A 14308-nucleotide genomic window follows, 5' to 3' on the forward strand; every position below is an offset into this window, starting at 1 on the left:
CGGGGTGCCGGGTAGCCGCAGGCATGCTGGTACACCGGCTCGGCGCGCCGAGCGACCTCGACCCGTTGCTGGAGCGAGTCCGGGACGTCCGGGTGGTGATGATCGGCGAGGCGACGCACGGGAGCCACGACTACTACCGCATCCGCGAACAGCTCACCCGGCGGTTGATCGCCGAATGCGGGTTCAGTTTCGTCGCGGTGGAGGGCGACTGGCCGGACTGCGACCGGGTGAACAGTTCGGTGACCGCTGCGCCGGGTGGCGCGGTCGAGCCGCAGACCACGCTGGAGCGCTTCGAGCGCTGGCCGACGTGGATGTGGTCCAACGCCGAGACGGCCCGGTTCTGTCGCTGGCTGCGGGCCTGGAACCTGGAGCGGCCCGAGCCGTCCCGGGTCGGGTTCCACGGTCTCGACGTGTACAGCCTCTGGGAGTCGATGCAGGCGATCTTCGACTATCTCGGCGAGGAGGATCCCGCATCGCTGGAGGCGGCCCAGGACGCGTACCGGTGCTTCGAGCCGTACGGCAAGCAGGTCGAGGAGTACGGCCTGGCGAGTCGCTTCGTCTCCGCCCGCTGCGAGCAGGAGGTGGTGCGGCTGCTGGCGCGTACCCGGGAACACGCCGCCACCGACGGGCCGGGCGCCTTCTCGGCCTGGCAGAACGCGGAGGTGGTGGCCGGCGCGGAGCGGTACTACCGGGAGATGGTGGCCGGCGGGCCGGGGTCGTGGAACATCCGGGACGGCCACATGGCCGATACCCTGGACCGGTTGCTGGACCGATACGGGCCGGGCGCCCGGGGCGTCGTCTGGGCGCACAACACCCACGTCGGCGACGCGCGGGCCACCGACATGGCCGCCGACGGGATGCTCAACATCGGCCAGCTCGCCCGGGAACGCTACGGACCGGACGGGGTGGTCCTGATCGGGTTCGGCAGCTATCGCGGCACGGTGACGGCCGCGCCGCGCTGGGGTTCCCCGGCCGAGGCGATGGTGGTGCCGCCGGCCCGCCCCGGTTCGCTGGAGCACCGGCTGCACGAGCTGATGCCGGATCGGGCGGTGCTGGTCTTCGGCGGGCCGGACCAGCCGGGCTGGGTCACCGACGCGCTCGACCACCGGGCGATCGGTGTGGTCTACGACCCGTCGTTCGAGTCCTGGGGCAACTACGTGCCGACCCGGCTCGGGGAGCGGTACGACGCCTTCGTCTGGTGTGACGAGACCAGCGCCCTGCACCCGCTGCCCGCGCTGACCACCCTGGGTGAGATGGAGACGTACCCCGCCGGCGTCTGAGCGCCGCCTGGCGGCACCCTGACGTTAGGAGGGGTCCCCTGCTATGCACGAGGCGTTGGCAGGGGACCCTTCCTCACCTCTCACCGGCCGGCGTGCGCCTTGTCGTCGAGCATGGCGCGCAGCTTCTCGCCCTCGATATCGACGTTGGGCAGGATCCGGTCCAGCCGGCGCGGCAACCACCAGGCCACCTTGCCGAGCAGCGACATCACCGCCGGGACGATGGTCATCCGGACCACGAAGGCGTCGATGGCCACACCGATGGCGAGCGCGAAACCCATCGACTTGATGACCGGGTCGTCGAGGAAGACGAAGCCACCGAAGACCGACGTCATGATCAGCGCGGCGGCGGTGACCACCCGGGCACCGTGCCCCATCCCGTTGATGGTGGCCTGCTCGGCGGTGTCGCCGTGCACGAAGTCCTCCCGCATCCGGGAGACCAGGAAGACCTCGTAATCCATGGCCAGGCCGAACAGGATGCCGATCAGCAGGATCGGCAGGAAGCTGATCAGTGGGCCCGGGGTGTCCAGGCCGACAAGATCGGCCAGGTGCCCCTGCTGGAACACCGCGACCGTGAGGCCGAAGGTGGCCGCCACGGTGAGCAGGAAGCCCAGCGCCGCCTTGACCGGCACCAGCACCGACCGGAACACCAGCATCAGCAGCAGGATCGACAGGCCGACCACCAGGGCCAGGTAGACCGGCATCGCGTCGGAGAGCTTCTCCGAGATGTCGATGCCGATCGCGGTCACGCCGGTCAGCAGTACGTCGGCGCCCTGGACGTCGTCGACCGCCGTACGGATCTCCTGCACCATGGTCTCGGTGGCCGGGTCGGTCGGGCCGGTCTGCGGGATCACCCCGAGCAGTGCGGTCCGGCCGTCCGGGCTGAGCTGCGGCGGAGCCACTGCCAGTACGTTCTCGGTGTTCTGCACCAGGGTGGCCACCTGCGGCACGGCGGCGGCGGTGGCCTGCGCGTCGTCGCCGGACACGACCACCGCGAGACGACCGGTGAAGCCCGGCCCGAAGCCCTCGGTGATCAGGTCGTTGGCGACCCGGGGAGCCGAGCCCGCCGGCGCGGTGCCGGCGTCGGGCAGGGCGAGACGCATGTCCGTGGCGGGCAGCGCGAGCAGACCGAGTCCGATCACTCCGGCCAGGATCACGGGGATCCGGAAGCGGGTGAGGAACGTCGCCCAGCGGAACCCGAACGCCGAGCGGTCCTCGCCGGTGATGGTGGCCGCGTCGGGGCCGACGCCGCTCCCGGCCGTCTCCGGCGCGGTCTGGTCGCCGTCGGTGGCCTGCGGAGTGCCCGTACGCAGCCGGCGGGGCAGCACCCGACGGCCGGCGAAGCCGAGCAGTGCCGGTTGCAGGGTGATCGCCACCAGCACCGCGATGGTCACCGTGCCGGCCGCGGCCAGACCCATCACGGTCAGGAACGGGATGTTCACCACCGACAGCCCGGCGAGGGCGATGACCACGGTGGCCCCGGCGAAGACCACCGCCGACCCGGCGGTGCCCACCGCTCGACCGATCGCCTCGTCGGCGGGCAGCCCTTCGAGGAGGTTCTGCCGGTAGCGGGAGGTGATGAAGAGCGAGTAGTCGATGCCGACGGCGAGGCCGAGCATCAGCGCGAGGATCGGCGCGGTGCTGGTCAACTCGACCACGCTGCTGAGCGCGAACAGGCCGGCCATGCCGACGCCGACACCGATCAGCGCGTTGAGCATGGTCATCCCGGCCGCTACCAGCGAGCCGAAGGTGATCACCAGGACGATCAGGGCGACCGCGACACCGATCGCCTCGGTCGAGCCCACCTCGGGCTCGGCGTTGAGCACCTCACCGCCGGGGGCGACCTGCCAGCCCTGCGCCTGGGCCTGGGTGCCGACCTGCCCGTACGCTTCCCGCTGCTCCTCGGTGATCTGCTCGGCGCCACCGCCGAACTGCACCTGGACCAGCGCGTACCGGCCGTCCGGCGAGACGGCGCCGACCTGGAACGGGTCAACGGCGGCGAGTACGCCGGGCACTGCCGTGGCCTCCTGGGTGACCGACTGGATCACCGCCTGGCCTTCGGGTGTGCCGAGTTGTCCCTCGGCGGGCGCCTTGACGGCGATCGTGCCGGTCGCGCCGGACGCCGCCGGGAACTGCTCGGCGAGCAGGTCGAGAGCGCGCTGCGACTCGGTCCCGGGCATGGTGAAGTTGCTGGCCGTCGGGCCGCGCAGGGTTGCTGCGGCCAGGCCGAGCCCGACGAGTACGACGAGCCAGATCGCGGCCACGAGCCGCCGTCGGCGCATCGAACTCCGGCCAAGCCGGTAGAGCAGGGTCGCCATGAGGTCCTTTCCCTCGGTCAGTGAATGGTGGAACTGGTCAGTGGGCGGGCTCCAACGCCCGGCGCAGCAGCGCGAGCAGGGCGGCCCGCAGGTCTTCGTCGGACACCTCGGCGAACTGTCCGCAGGTCTCCGCGATGCCGGCGAGCAGCACCAGCGCGCAGATCCGGGCCGAGGCCCGGGCGGAGCGCCCGGCCAAGGCGTCGATGAGTCGCTCGGAGATCTCGTGGATGTGCGCGAAGTCGGGTTGTTGCAGCAGTTCCGGGAACTCGCAACGGAGCAGGGCGATCTCGCCACGGAACCGGACCGCGAGGTCGACGAAGCCCTCGGTGACGACCTGCTGGGCGCGGGCGGGGTCGGCCTGCGCGGCGATCCGGTCGTCCAACGCCTGCAACACCTCGATCGCGGGTGCCATCAGCTCGGTGAGGATCGCCTCCTTGTTGGCGAAGTGGTAGAGCACCGCAGCCTTGGAGCAGCCGACCTCGCGCGCGATGTCCTGCAACGAGGTGCCCCGGTAGCCGGTGGCAGCGAAGCGCCGGGTGGCAGCGGCGAGGATCTCGTCGTGGGTCTGCTGGGTCGGGCGGGCCATGGCAGCCAGCATGCCTGACCGATCGGTCAGGCTCTGACCGATCGGTCAGATGAGTGGTCTTCGCCACAGCCACCCGGGTTCGATTGGCTCTGGGGCCCTGTCCGCCCAGTACCCAGAATCGCGGGCATGACCTTTACTGTGATCGATCGGGCGAATGCGCTGCGCGCGCTGCACCGCCCTGGTGACCCCATCGTCCTGCCCAACGCCTGGGACGCCGGCTCGGCCCGGGCCGTGGCCGACGCCGGATTCGCCGCCGTCGCCACCGGCAGCGCCGCCGTCGCCGAGTCGCTCGGCTACGCCGACGGCGAGCGCCTGGGCTGAGCGGGTGAGCTGGGCTGTTCGGGTGCGCCGGGTCGACTGCCGTGCGGAGGCGGCAGTGCCGAGCGTCACCTGCCGGTGGCGGAGCCGGGCGCCGCGTCACGGCGAGTGAGTCGAGCCGGCCGTCCACGCCCCAGTGCGCCTTTCGAGCTGAGGGCGTGGACGGATCGGCGGGGCTTCACCCACGCTCCAGCGGGCACTGTCGAGCTGCGGGCGTAGGCGGATCGGCGCGTTCCGGTTGACCGCGTGTCGCGGTGGCGGGATGGTGAGCGGATGAGTCGGGCGGACGAGACCCGGGACGGCGTGGCGCTGACCAACCTCGACCAGGCGCTCTTCGACGGGTCCGGCGCGATCAAGCGGGACCTGGTCGACTACCTGGACGCGGTCGCCGACCGGCTCGTCCCGCACCTGCGCGGTCTGCCGCTGTCGGTGGTCCGGGTACGTCCCGGCCAGCCGCCGTTCATGCAGAAGAACCTGCCGCGGTACACCCCCGACTGGGTACGCCGGGTGCCGGTCTGGGCCGAGGCGTCGCGCCGGGAGATCGCGTACGCGCTCTGCGACGACCGTCGTACCCTGCTCTGGTTCGCCAACCAGCGCGCGGTGGAGTACCACCCGACGCTGGCGGTCGTCGACGACCTGAGCCGTCCCACGCACCTGGTGCTCGACCTCGACCCGCCGTCCGACGGCGGCTTCGCCGAAGGTGTGGCCGCCGCGCTGCTGGTCCGCCAGGCCCTCGCCGACGCCGGGCTGGCCGGCGCGGTGAAGACCAGCGGCGCCAAGGGGGTACACGTCTTCGTACCGATCGCGGCCGGTCCCGACGCGGAGGAACTGGCCGCCGCCACCCGGGCCCTCGCGGCTCGGGCGGAACGGCTGGACCCGGCGCTGGCGACCACCGCGTTCATCCGCGAGGACCGGGCGGGCAAGGTCTTCGTCGACCCGACCCGGTCCGGCGGCGCCACCGTCGTGTCCGTCTACAGCCCTCGACTGCGGCCCGGTGTGCCGGTGTCCTTTCCGGTGCCCTGGGCCGACCTGGAGTCGGTGACCCCCGCGGACTTCACCATCCGGACGGTGCCCGGCCTGCTGGCGGAGCGGGACCTGTGGGCCGAGGGGATGCCGTCCCCACAGCCGCTCCCGGCCGACCTGGTCGAGGAGGGCCGGACCATCCCGGTACCCCGGGTGCAGGCCATGCACGAGGGCCGGCGCCGGGCCCGCGCCCCACGCGCCGAGGGCGGCTGAGGACCGGTGCGGGTCCGGTCCGCCTGGTGCTGTGCCGGGTCCGGTCCGCCGGAAGACGGTGCGGGTCGACAGGTGCCGACACGACGCCGGGCCGGACCGTGGAGGCGGTCCGGCCCGGCGTCGGTCGGGGCGTCAGATCATCCAGCGGTGCCGCTGCACGAAGGGCAGACGGGCCCAGATCCGCCCCAGACCCCAGGTGTGTCCGGCGTACGCGGCGGCGAGGGCGATCAGCGCCACCGCGTAGATCAGGTGGTAGTCGACCAGCGGGTTGGTCGAGCCGGTCGGGTCGCCAGCGGCGGTGAACCGGGCCAACGGGAACTCGGCCAACCACATCAGCGCCATCATCACGGTGCCCGACACGGCGGCGACGCGCAGCCCGACACCGGCCACCAGGGCGACGCCGATGGCGGCCAGACCGACCATGAACAGCACGTTGGCCCACCAGGTGCCGGCGATCGTGTGGGAGATCGACTGCAACGGGCCCACCTCCACGTTGGCGAGGAAGCCCCGGGTGGGGGAGCCACCGTTGAGCCAGGCCCGCTCGGCCGGGGTGGCGTACCCGAAGCCGAAGGTCTTGTCGAGGAAGGCCCAGAGGAAGATCAGGCCGGTGGCGACCCGCAGCACGGCCAGCGCCCGCGCGGCGGTGACGGTGAGCATGGCGCCGGGCATCTCGGCGTGCTCCAGCGGCCGTTCGATCGATCGTCGGGTGCCGTGGTGAATGGTCATCGTCGCCTCCGCAGTCAGCTTCTTACGGGACCACCATCCCCCGCGCCGGGGCTCCGGCACCCGGCCGGAACACCTGAGCCGGGCAGGACCAAGGTCCCGTCCCGGACCGGCCCCTCGGCGACCGGCACGTGCGCGGACCCGGCCCTCGCGGCGGCACCGGGGCGAGGTCAGCCCTTGATGGTCCAGCGCTGCTTGGTGACCCATTCGGCGCCCGGTGCCACGGCCAGCTCCCGCCACTCGATGACCAGGAAGTCGGCACCCGGCATCCGGACCGGCTGGGCCAGTTCCAGGAGGGCGAAGTGGTTCGGCTGGTTGTGCTCCAGTTCGTGCTGGCTGACTCCGGTGCTGCCGCAGCCGGAGACGATCAGCGGGCGGGGCGTGACGCTGGAGTCGTTCTGCGGGATCCGCACCAGCGTCTCGCGCAGCTGCGGCTTGTGCTTGTGCCCGTGCAGCAGGAGCGAGAAGCCGAGCCGCTCCAGGCGCTGCTCCACCAGCCCGGCGTCGCGGACGGTGGACAGGTCGAGCACGACCGCGTCACCCCGTCGCGGCTCGGCACGCATTCGGCACAGACGACCGCCACGGGCCGGTGACGGCCGGACACAGCCGGACACACGAGTAAGGCCGCTGACCGGGTTTGCCCTGGTCAACGGCCTTTCGGTGCTGGTCTTCTCTGGTGCCCCCGGCAGGATTCGAACCTGCGCCCCCGCCTCCGGAGGGCGGTGCTCTATCCCCTGAGCTACGGGGGCTCAGCGACTGGTGAAGACTAGCAAACCCATCTCCCCATCGCCGAACCGGCACCCCGACCCCACCCACCCCATCCTTACCCCACCCACCCCACCACCCCCATGTCGTCCGGTTGATCAAGAGGTTCTGGTGCTCGACGGGCGCTTCCGAAGGCCAGAACCTCTTGATCAACGCAGCGGGAGAGAGTGGGGGTGGGGTTATCAGGCGGCTTGGGCTCGGCCGCAGCTGGGGAGGGGGTGAGGCACGATGCGGCGGGGGAGGCGGCGGGGCCACTCGTTGCGGGCCCAGGAGCCGTCCACGATCAGGTGTACGGTGCGTTGCTCGGTGCCGCTGAGGCGGAGCACGAAGTCCCGGGGCAGGGCCGGGTCCACCGACGGGGTGGTGACCATGAACCTCACCCGGCCACGCGAGGAGACCGCCGAGATCACGTCGGCTGCCGGCATGGTGCCGACGAGCCGCACCCGGCCGAGCCAGTAGACCTCGGCGAGGTGCTCCTGGGCGGCTCGGGTGATGGCCGGGTACTCGCTGCGTACCCAGCGCTCGACCGCGCCGACGCAGAGCCCGCAGGCGCGCTCGCGTGGCTCGCGTGGGCCCAACCCCCAGGCCCGCAGGTACGCCCCGACGACCCCGGCCTCGATGGTCAGTCCGAAGTGCTGCTCGATCAGGGCGTGCAGGCTCTGGCGGGTCCACAGTTCCTCGTCCAGGCCGAACTCGTCGGGGTGTACGCCCCGCAGGGTGTCGATCAGTTCCAATTCCTGCTCGCGGCTGAGCGCTCCCGACTCGCTCTGTCGCTGTCCGCGACGGACGGCTGCCACCGCCCCGTCACCGCCGATGGTGTGGCGTCGGCACCAACTGGTGACCGAACGCCGTGCGTCTCTGAGTGCAACCCCCACGTCCTGCGCAACGAGCCCGAATCCCAACTGGTCACGATATGTGGGGAGAAAGGTTGTCAAGCTCGGTAATTGGATCAGAAGGTTCCAAAGGTACATATAGGGCACAGGGGGAAGTGTGGGGTGGTCCACGTGCGGGCGAGGGGCCCGGCCGGCGATCCGGCGGGCCCCTCGGGGTGGAACATCGTCGCGGCGGTCGCGGACCGTTCGGGTCTCAGCCGGCGGCCTGCTGGAGCTTCCGGAGTTCGTTGATCTCATTCTGCTGTGCCTGCTTCATGGCCTCGGCCATCCGGACCACCTCGGCGCGGTCGGACGTCTTGAGCAGCCCGTCGGCCATGTGGATGCCGCCCAGGTGATGCCTGATGATCAGATCCATGAAGAGGCGGTCGACCTCGGCGCCCTGCGCCTCGTGGAGCTGGGCGATCTGCTCCCGGGTGGCCATGCCGGGCATCAGCCCGTTCGCGTCCACCCGTACGCCGTCCGGCATCCACTCCATCGCCGGGCGGGTGCCGGTGGGCAGCAGGTCCCATTCCTGCAACCAGCGCTGCATGTGACCGATCTGCGCCTGCTGGGTCAGCGCCATGTCGTACCCCATCTGCCGGATCGCGGGATCCTGGCCCTTGGCGTACGCGATCATGGCCATCTCCACCGCCTGTGCGTGGTGGCGCGACATGTCCCGGGCGAAGCCGGCCTCGGCCGACCTCTCGCCCGGAGTACGCCCGGCGGCCAGCGTGGCGGCCGTCCAGCCGACGGCGAGCAGCATCAGCGCGGTCACGGCCAGCGTCAGGTAACGCAGCGTCCGGGAGGCCGGGCGGGGCGTCGCCCCGCCCGCCTGCTCGGACACCGGTGGGTCCTGGACGGCGGTCGGCATGTCAGCCGCCCATCGACGGCTGCATCTCGCGAGGCTCGGTGCCGGTGCCGGTGGTGTAGTTGCCGGAGGAGCACGGCACACCCGGCTCCATCGAGGCGTTCTGTGCCAGCACGGTGGCGAACTCCTTCAGCCGCGAGTCGCCGGCGTCGTCGACCTTGAGCTGGTAGCCCCATGCCTGGATCGAGACGGGCTTGTCGAGGCCCTCGTAGGGGCTCATCAGCATGAAGTCGTTGCCGCGGACGATGTCGGCCAGCTTCTCCACGTCCGCCTCGGGCAGGTCGGGGCGGTAGGTGATCCAGACCGCGCCGTGCTCCAGGCTGTGCAGCGCGTGCTCGTTGGCGATCGGCGCTGCGTAGACGTCACCGAGGCAACGCTGCCAGGTGTTGTTGTGCGGGCCGCCGACCGGCGGGCTGTGCGGGTACTCGATCTTGCCGGCCCGGTGCTCCTGGTTGGAGATGCTCTCCGGGTCGCTCTCCCGGAAGTTGACGATGCCGTCGATCTCCGCGGCCTTGTCCTGCCACGACTGGCTGCCCTTGAAGGTCGCCCAGGCGCCGAAGCCGATGATCGAGGTGGCGAGCACGCCCACGGCGACGAAGAGGGCGATCGGCCCCCATGGGCGGCCCTGGCTGACCTTGACCGGGGTGATCGGCTTGCGGGGACCCTTGCCACCGCCGGAGCGGGGGGTCGCCGGCTTGCCGGAGCCGGTCTTGTCGCCGGTCGGATTGGCGCCGGCGGCCGGCCGACCCGCCGCCGGCTTCTTGCCGGTGCTGACCACGGTCGGGCGGCGCTGCGGGCCGCCCGGGGTGCTGATGCTCATCGTGCCTCGTCAGGTCGGTCGGTCAGAGGAGTCCGGCGGCCCAGCCCCCGATGCCGGGTCGCCGCCGCGGGGGCCGAGTCTACCCCCGATAACATGGTTCGGTGACTCCCGCTGAACTAGCCGAAGCCGTCCTGGCCGCCGCTCACGCCGTCTTCACCGACCGGGGGCTGGACCGCTCCGCGCTGCCGGAACACACGACGGTCGAGCGACCCCGCAGTCCCGAGCACGGCGACTACGCCGCCACGCTGGCGCTCCAGCTCAGCAAGAAGGTGGGAACACCCCCCCGCGAGCTGGCCACCGCGCTGGCCGCCGCGCTGGCCAGCACGGCGGGGATCAAGTCGGTGGAGATCGCGGGCCCGGGCTTCCTCAACATCCGGCTCGACGCCGCCGCCGCCGGCCAGCTCGCCCGGACCATCGTCGAGGCGGGCGAGGAGTACGGCCGTGGTGACCGGCTCACCGGCCTGAAGATCAACCTTGAGTTCGTGTCGGCCAACCCGACCGGGCCGGTGCACATCGGCGGGGTGCGGTGGGCGGCGGTCGGCGACGCGCTGAGCCGCCTGCTGCGGGCCGCCGGCGCCGAGGTCGGTACGGAGTACTACTTCAACGACGCCGGCTCGCAGATCGACCGGTTCGCCCGTTCGCTGCTCGCCGCCGCCCGGGGCGAGGCGGCCCCGGAGGACGGCTACGGCGGGGCGTACATCGCCGAGATCGCCGCCGAGGTCACCACCCGGCGGCCGGAGGTGCTGTCGCTGAACGAGGCCGCCGCCCAGGAGGTGTTCCGGGCGGAGGGCGTCGCGCTGATGTTCGAGGAGATCAAGTCCTCGCTGCGCGACTTCGGGGTGGAGTTCGATACCTACTTCAACGAGAAGGACCTGCACGACCGGGGTGAGCTGGAGCACGCCCTGACCCGGCTGCGGGAGCAGGGGCACGTCTTCGAGGCCGACGGCGCGACCTGGCTGCGCACCACCGACTTCGGCGACGACAAGGACCGGGTGCTGCGCAAGTCCAACGGCGATTGGACGTACTTCGCCGCGGACTGCGCCTACTACCTGGACAAGCGGGAGCGCGGCTTCGACCGGGTCGTGATCATGCTGGGCGCGGACCACCACGGCTACATCGGCCGGATGAAGGCGATGGCCGCCTGCTTCGGCGACGAGCCGGAGCAGACCCTGGAGATCCTCATCGGCCAGATGGTCAACCTGGTACGCGACGGCGCGCCGGTGCGGATGAGCAAGCGCGCCGGCACCGTGGTCACCCTGGAGGACCTGGTCGACGCCATCGGCGTGGACGCCTCCCGGTACGCGCTGGCCCGCTACTCGGCCGACTCGCCGATCGACATCGACGTGGAGTTGTGGACCCGGGCCAAGAACGACAACCCGGTCCACTACGTCCAGTACGTCGCGGCCCGCACCGCCGGGGCGGCCCGCAACGCGGCCGAGATCGGGCTGAGCCGGGGCGACGCCGCCGCGTTCCACGCCGAGCTGCTCGACCACGAGAAGGAGAACGAGCTGCTCAAGGCGCTCGCCGAGTTCCCCGCCGTGGTGGCCACCGCCGCCGAGCTGCGCGAGCCGCACCGGATCGCCCGCTACCTGGAGGAGAGCGTCGCGCAGGCGTACCACCGGTTCTACGACAACTGCCGGATCTCACCGCAGGGCGACGAGGAGATCACCGACACTCACCGGGCCCGGCTCTGGCTGAACGACGCCACCCGGGTGGTCATCGCCAACGGCCTGCGCCTGCTCGGCGTCTCGGCCCCGGAGAGGATGTGACCGATGCGCGCTCATGAGGCCGGTGCGCTGCACGGTGACATCGGCAACCGCGGGCCGGCGTGGCTGCGCACCCCGGCCGATGTCAACGCCCTGGTGCCGCGCCTCTGGCCGCGCAACACCCGGCGCGGCGACGACGGCGCGCTGGTGGTCGCGGGGCTGGACGTCCGCGACATCGCCGCCCGGTTCGGCACCCCGGTGTACGTCCTGGACGAGGACGACCTGCGGTCGCGCTGCCGCGACTTCCGGGCCGCCTTCCCGGACGAGGACGTGTACTACGCGGGCAAGGCGTTCCTCTGCCGCGCGGTGGTCCGGATGATCGCCGAGGAGGGCCTGTTCCTCGACGTGTGCAGCGGTGGGGAGCTGGCCGTGGCGTTGGCTGGCGGGATGCCGCCTGCGCGGATCGGCTTCCACGGCAACAACAAGTCCGTGGCCGAGCTGAGCCGGGCGCTGGACGCCGGGGTGGGCCGGATCATCGTCGACTCGTCCGCCGAGATCGACCGGCTCACCGCGCTGGCCCGCGAGCGGGGCGTCCGGCCCCGGGTGATGATCAGGGTCACCGTCGGCGTGGAGGCGCACACCCACGAGTTCATCGCCACCGCCCACGAGGACCAGAAGTTCGGCTTCTCGCTGGCCGGGGGCGCGGCGAGCGCGGCGGCGCTGCGCATCCTGGACGAGGACGTGCTGGAGCTGCGCGGGCTGCACTCGCACATCGGCTCGCAGATCTTCGACACCAGCGGCTTCGAGGTGTCCGCCCGCCGGGTGCTCTCGCTCCAGGCCCAGATCCGCAACGCCCGTGGGGTGGAGCTGCCGGAGCTGGACCTCGGCGGCGGCTTCGGTATCGCGTACACCACCCAGGACGACCCCTCGACCCCGCACGAGCTGGCCAAGCGGCTGCGCAGGATCGTGGACGCGGAGTGCGCGGCGGAGCGGCTGGCGGTGCCGCGCGTCTCGATCGAGCCGGGTCGGGCGATCGTCGGCCCGGCCGTGTTCACCCTCTACGAGGTGGGCACCGTGAAGTCCGTGCTGTTGGGTGCCGGTGGTGACGCGTCCGACGGGCACCGTGCCTATGTCAGCGTCGACGGGGGGATGAGCGACAACATCCGGACCGCGCTCTACGACGCCGCGTACTCGGCGACGCTGGCCTCCCGGGCCACCGCCGCCGGGTCGATGCTCGCCCGCGTGGTGGGAAAGCATTGTGAGTCCGGGGACATCCTGGTGAAGGATGAATTCCTGCCCGCCGACGTGCAGCCCGGAGATCTTGTCGCGGTACCGGGCACCGGTGCCTACTGCCGCAGCATGGCCAGCAACTACAACCACGTGCCCCGCCCCCCGGTGGTCGCGGTGCGGGACGGCCAGGCCCGGCTGATCGTTCGACGGGAGACCGAAGAGGACCTGCTCGCCTTGGATGTGGGATGAATCAACCTGTGCGCCTGGCCCTGCTCGGCTGCGGCACCGTCGGCGCCGAGGTGGTGCGGCTGCTGCACGAGCAGTCGGCCGACCTCGCCGCCCGGATCGGTGCTCCGCTGGAGATCGCCGGCATCGCGGTACGCCGGCTCGGGCGTGACCGTGGTGACCTGCCGATCGACCCGGCCCTGTTCACCACGGACGCGCTCGGGCTGATCAAGCGCGACGACGTGGACGTGGTCGTCGAGGTGGTCGGCGGCATCGAACCGGCGCGCGGGTGGCTGGTGGAGGCGCTGCGGGCCGGCAAGAGCGTGGTCACCGCCAACAAGGCGTTGCTCGCCGAGGACGGCGGCACGCTGCACGACGCGGCGGCCGAGGGCGGCGCCGACCTCTACTACGAGGCATCGGTGGCCGGGGCGATCCCGCTGCTGCGCCCGCTGCGCGAGTCGCTGCACGGCGACCGGATCACCCGCGTCACCGGCATCGTCAACGGCACCACCAACTTCATCCTCTCCGCCATGCACGCCACCGGCGCCGGCTTTGTGGAGGCGCTGGAGGAGGCTACCGAGCTGGGGTACGCGGAGGCCGACCCGACCGCCGACGTGGAGGGCTTCGACGCTGCGGCCAAGGCGGCGATCCTCGCCTCGCTGGCCTTCCACACCCGGGTCGGTGCCGACGACGTGCACCGCGAGGGCATCACCGAGGTGACCGCCGCCGACGTGGCCAGCGCGAAGGCGATGGGCTGCACGATCAAGCTGCTCTGCATCGCCGCGCGTGGCGCCGACGGTCAGGGGCGCGAGACGGTCAGCGTCCGGGTGCACCCGGCGATGATCCCGCTGAGCCACCCGCTGGCCGGCGTCGGCGACGCGTTCAACGCGGTCTTCGTCGAGGCCGACGCGGCCGGGCAGTTGATGTTCTACGGGCGGGGCGCGGGAGGTTCGCCGACCGCCAGCGCGGTGCTGGGCGACGTGGTGGCGGTGGCCCGCAACCGGCTGGCCGGGGTCCGCGCGGCCAGCGAGTCCGCCTACGCCGACCTGCCGGTACGGCCGATGGGCGAGGCGCTCACCCGCTACCACATCAGTCTCGACGTGGCCGACCGTCCGGGTGTGCTGGAGGCGGTGGCCGGGGTGTTCGCCCGCCACGACGTCTCGATCGCCACCGTGCGGCAGGGGCCGGCCGCCGGCGGCGCCGGGGGAGCGGGCGAGGCGATCCTGGTCATCGTGACCCACGTGGCGCCCGACGCGGCGCTGGCGGCGACCGTCGGGGAGCTGCGCGGGCTCGATATCGTCCGTTCGGTGGCGAGCGTGCTGCGGGTCGAGGGGGGCTCGTGAGCGGGCGGACCGGACGCGGGA

13 protein-coding genes and 1 tRNA gene are annotated in these 14308 nt (G+C 71.9%); 6 read left to right on the forward strand and 8 right to left on the reverse strand.

All coding sequences use genetic code 11. The features are described 5' to 3' along the window. The first annotated feature begins 23 nt into the window (after window positions 1-23). The gene (locus ID554_RS20585; RefSeq protein ID WP_117226006.1) at window positions 24-1280 is read left to right on the forward strand and encodes an erythromycin esterase family protein; all 1257 of its coding nucleotides are present in this window, start codon (window positions 24-26) and stop codon (window positions 1278-1280) included. Between the two features lie 80 nt (window positions 1281-1360). Here the strand turns inward: ID554_RS20585 and ID554_RS20590 are convergent, their stop codons facing one another. Both ID554_RS20590 and ID554_RS20595 read right to left on the reverse strand, forming a co-directional pair. Next, the gene (locus tag ID554_RS20590; RefSeq protein WP_117226005.1) at window positions 1361-3595 is read right to left on the reverse strand and encodes an MMPL family transporter; all 2235 of its coding nucleotides are present in this window, start codon (window positions 3593-3595) and stop codon (window positions 1361-1363) included. A gap of 37 nt (window positions 3596-3632) precedes the next feature. Beyond that, complete coding sequence (locus ID554_RS20595) at window positions 3633-4181, reverse strand: TetR/AcrR family transcriptional regulator (RefSeq protein ID WP_117226421.1); 549 nt, start codon at window positions 4179-4181, stop codon at window positions 3633-3635. Window positions 4182-4307: 126 nt separating this feature from the next. Between ID554_RS20595 and ID554_RS20600 the strand changes: the two genes are divergently transcribed. Beyond that, window positions 4308-4502, forward strand: coding sequence for an isocitrate lyase/phosphoenolpyruvate mutase family protein (locus ID554_RS20600; RefSeq protein WP_396888394.1), 195 nt, complete (start codon window positions 4308-4310; stop codon window positions 4500-4502). A gap of 270 nt (window positions 4503-4772) precedes the next feature. Further along, window positions 4773-5735 carry a DNA polymerase domain-containing protein gene (locus ID554_RS20605; protein ID WP_117226004.1) on the forward strand — a complete coding sequence of 321 codons (963 nt, stop codon included), beginning with the start codon at window positions 4773-4775 and terminating at the stop codon, window positions 5733-5735. Window positions 5736-5867: 132 nt separating this feature from the next. On the opposite strand, the gene ID554_RS20610 is transcribed toward ID554_RS20605, so the two are convergent. The 6 genes from ID554_RS20610 to ID554_RS20635 form a co-directional block, all read right to left on the reverse strand. Further along, entirely contained in the window at window positions 5868-6461 is a 594-nt protein-coding gene (locus ID554_RS20610; RefSeq protein ID WP_117226003.1) for a DoxX family membrane protein, read from the reverse strand. Window positions 6462-6628: 167 nt separating this feature from the next. Then, a complete protein-coding gene (locus tag ID554_RS20615; RefSeq protein ID WP_117226002.1) occupies window positions 6629-7021 on the reverse strand; it encodes a hypothetical protein in 393 nt (130 codons plus the stop codon). 111 nt (window positions 7022-7132) lie between these two features. Beyond that, a tRNA-Arg gene (locus ID554_RS20620) sits at window positions 7133-7207 on the reverse strand. 198 nt (window positions 7208-7405) lie between these two features. Then, window positions 7406-8098: a winged helix-turn-helix domain-containing protein gene (locus tag ID554_RS20625; RefSeq protein WP_117226001.1), complete on the reverse strand. Its 693-nt coding sequence runs from the start codon at window positions 8096-8098 to the stop codon at window positions 7406-7408. A gap of 211 nt (window positions 8099-8309) precedes the next feature. Beyond that, window positions 8310-8939, reverse strand: coding sequence for a DUF305 domain-containing protein (locus tag ID554_RS20630; RefSeq protein ID WP_223884164.1), 630 nt, complete (start codon window positions 8937-8939; stop codon window positions 8310-8312). A 28-nt stretch (window positions 8940-8967) separates the two neighbouring features. Next, the gene (locus ID554_RS20635; protein ID WP_117225999.1) at window positions 8968-9783 is read right to left on the reverse strand and encodes a DUF3105 domain-containing protein; all 816 of its coding nucleotides are present in this window, start codon (window positions 9781-9783) and stop codon (window positions 8968-8970) included. Between the two features lie 101 nt (window positions 9784-9884). Here ID554_RS20635 and argS point away from each other — a divergent pair, with 101 nt between their 5' ends. Genes argS through ID554_RS20650 form a run of 3 tightly spaced genes read left to right on the forward strand, consistent with a single transcriptional unit; the run spans window position 9885 to window position 14287 of the window. Next, window positions 9885-11552, forward strand: a complete 1668-nt coding sequence (gene argS / locus ID554_RS20640) for an arginine--tRNA ligase (RefSeq protein ID WP_117225998.1) — start codon at window positions 9885-9887, stop codon at window positions 11550-11552. 3 nt (window positions 11553-11555) lie between these two features. Next, window positions 11556-12968 (forward strand): diaminopimelate decarboxylase, encoded by a 1413-nt coding sequence (gene lysA / locus ID554_RS20645; protein WP_117225997.1) that lies wholly within the window; start codon window positions 11556-11558, stop codon window positions 12966-12968. An 8-nt stretch (window positions 12969-12976) separates the two neighbouring features. Further along, the gene (locus ID554_RS20650) at window positions 12977-14287 is read left to right on the forward strand and encodes a homoserine dehydrogenase (protein WP_191088912.1); all 1311 of its coding nucleotides are present in this window, start codon (window positions 12977-12979) and stop codon (window positions 14285-14287) included. The last annotated feature ends 21 nt before the right edge of the window (window positions 14288-14308 follow it).

It is taken from the genome of Micromonospora craniellae, assembly GCF_014764405.1.
GTDB lineage: Bacteria > Actinomycetota > Actinomycetes > Mycobacteriales > Micromonosporaceae > Micromonospora > Micromonospora craniellae.

What these genes read in the sequence shown, in the direction of transcription:
- ID554_RS20585 (WP_117226006.1), top strand. Translation starts at nt 24, where the DNA reads ATGCTGGTACACCGGCTCGGCGCGCCGAGCGACCTCGACCCGTTGCTG.
- ID554_RS20590 (WP_117226005.1), bottom strand. Translation starts at nt 3,595, where the DNA reads ATGGCGACCCTGCTCTACCGGCTTGGCCGGAGTTCGATGCGCCGACGG.
- ID554_RS20595 (WP_117226421.1), bottom strand. Translation starts at nt 4,181, where the DNA reads ATGGCCCGCCCGACCCAGCAGACCCACGACGAGATCCTCGCCGCTGCC.
- ID554_RS20600 (WP_396888394.1), top strand. Translation starts at nt 4,308, where the DNA reads ATGACCTTTACTGTGATCGATCGGGCGAATGCGCTGCGCGCGCTGCAC.
- ID554_RS20605 (WP_117226004.1), top strand. Translation starts at nt 4,773, where the DNA reads ATGAGTCGGGCGGACGAGACCCGGGACGGCGTGGCGCTGACCAACCTC.
- ID554_RS20610 (WP_117226003.1), bottom strand. Translation starts at nt 6,461, where the DNA reads ATGACCATTCACCACGGCACCCGACGATCGATCGAACGGCCGCTGGAG.
- ID554_RS20615 (WP_117226002.1), bottom strand. Translation starts at nt 7,021, where the DNA reads ATGCGTGCCGAGCCGCGACGGGGTGACGCGGTCGTGCTCGACCTGTCC.
- ID554_RS20635 (WP_117225999.1), bottom strand. Translation starts at nt 9,783, where the DNA reads ATGAGCATCAGCACCCCGGGCGGCCCGCAGCGCCGCCCGACCGTGGTC.
- lysA (WP_117225997.1), top strand. Translation starts at nt 11,556, where the DNA reads ATGCGCGCTCATGAGGCCGGTGCGCTGCACGGTGACATCGGCAACCGC.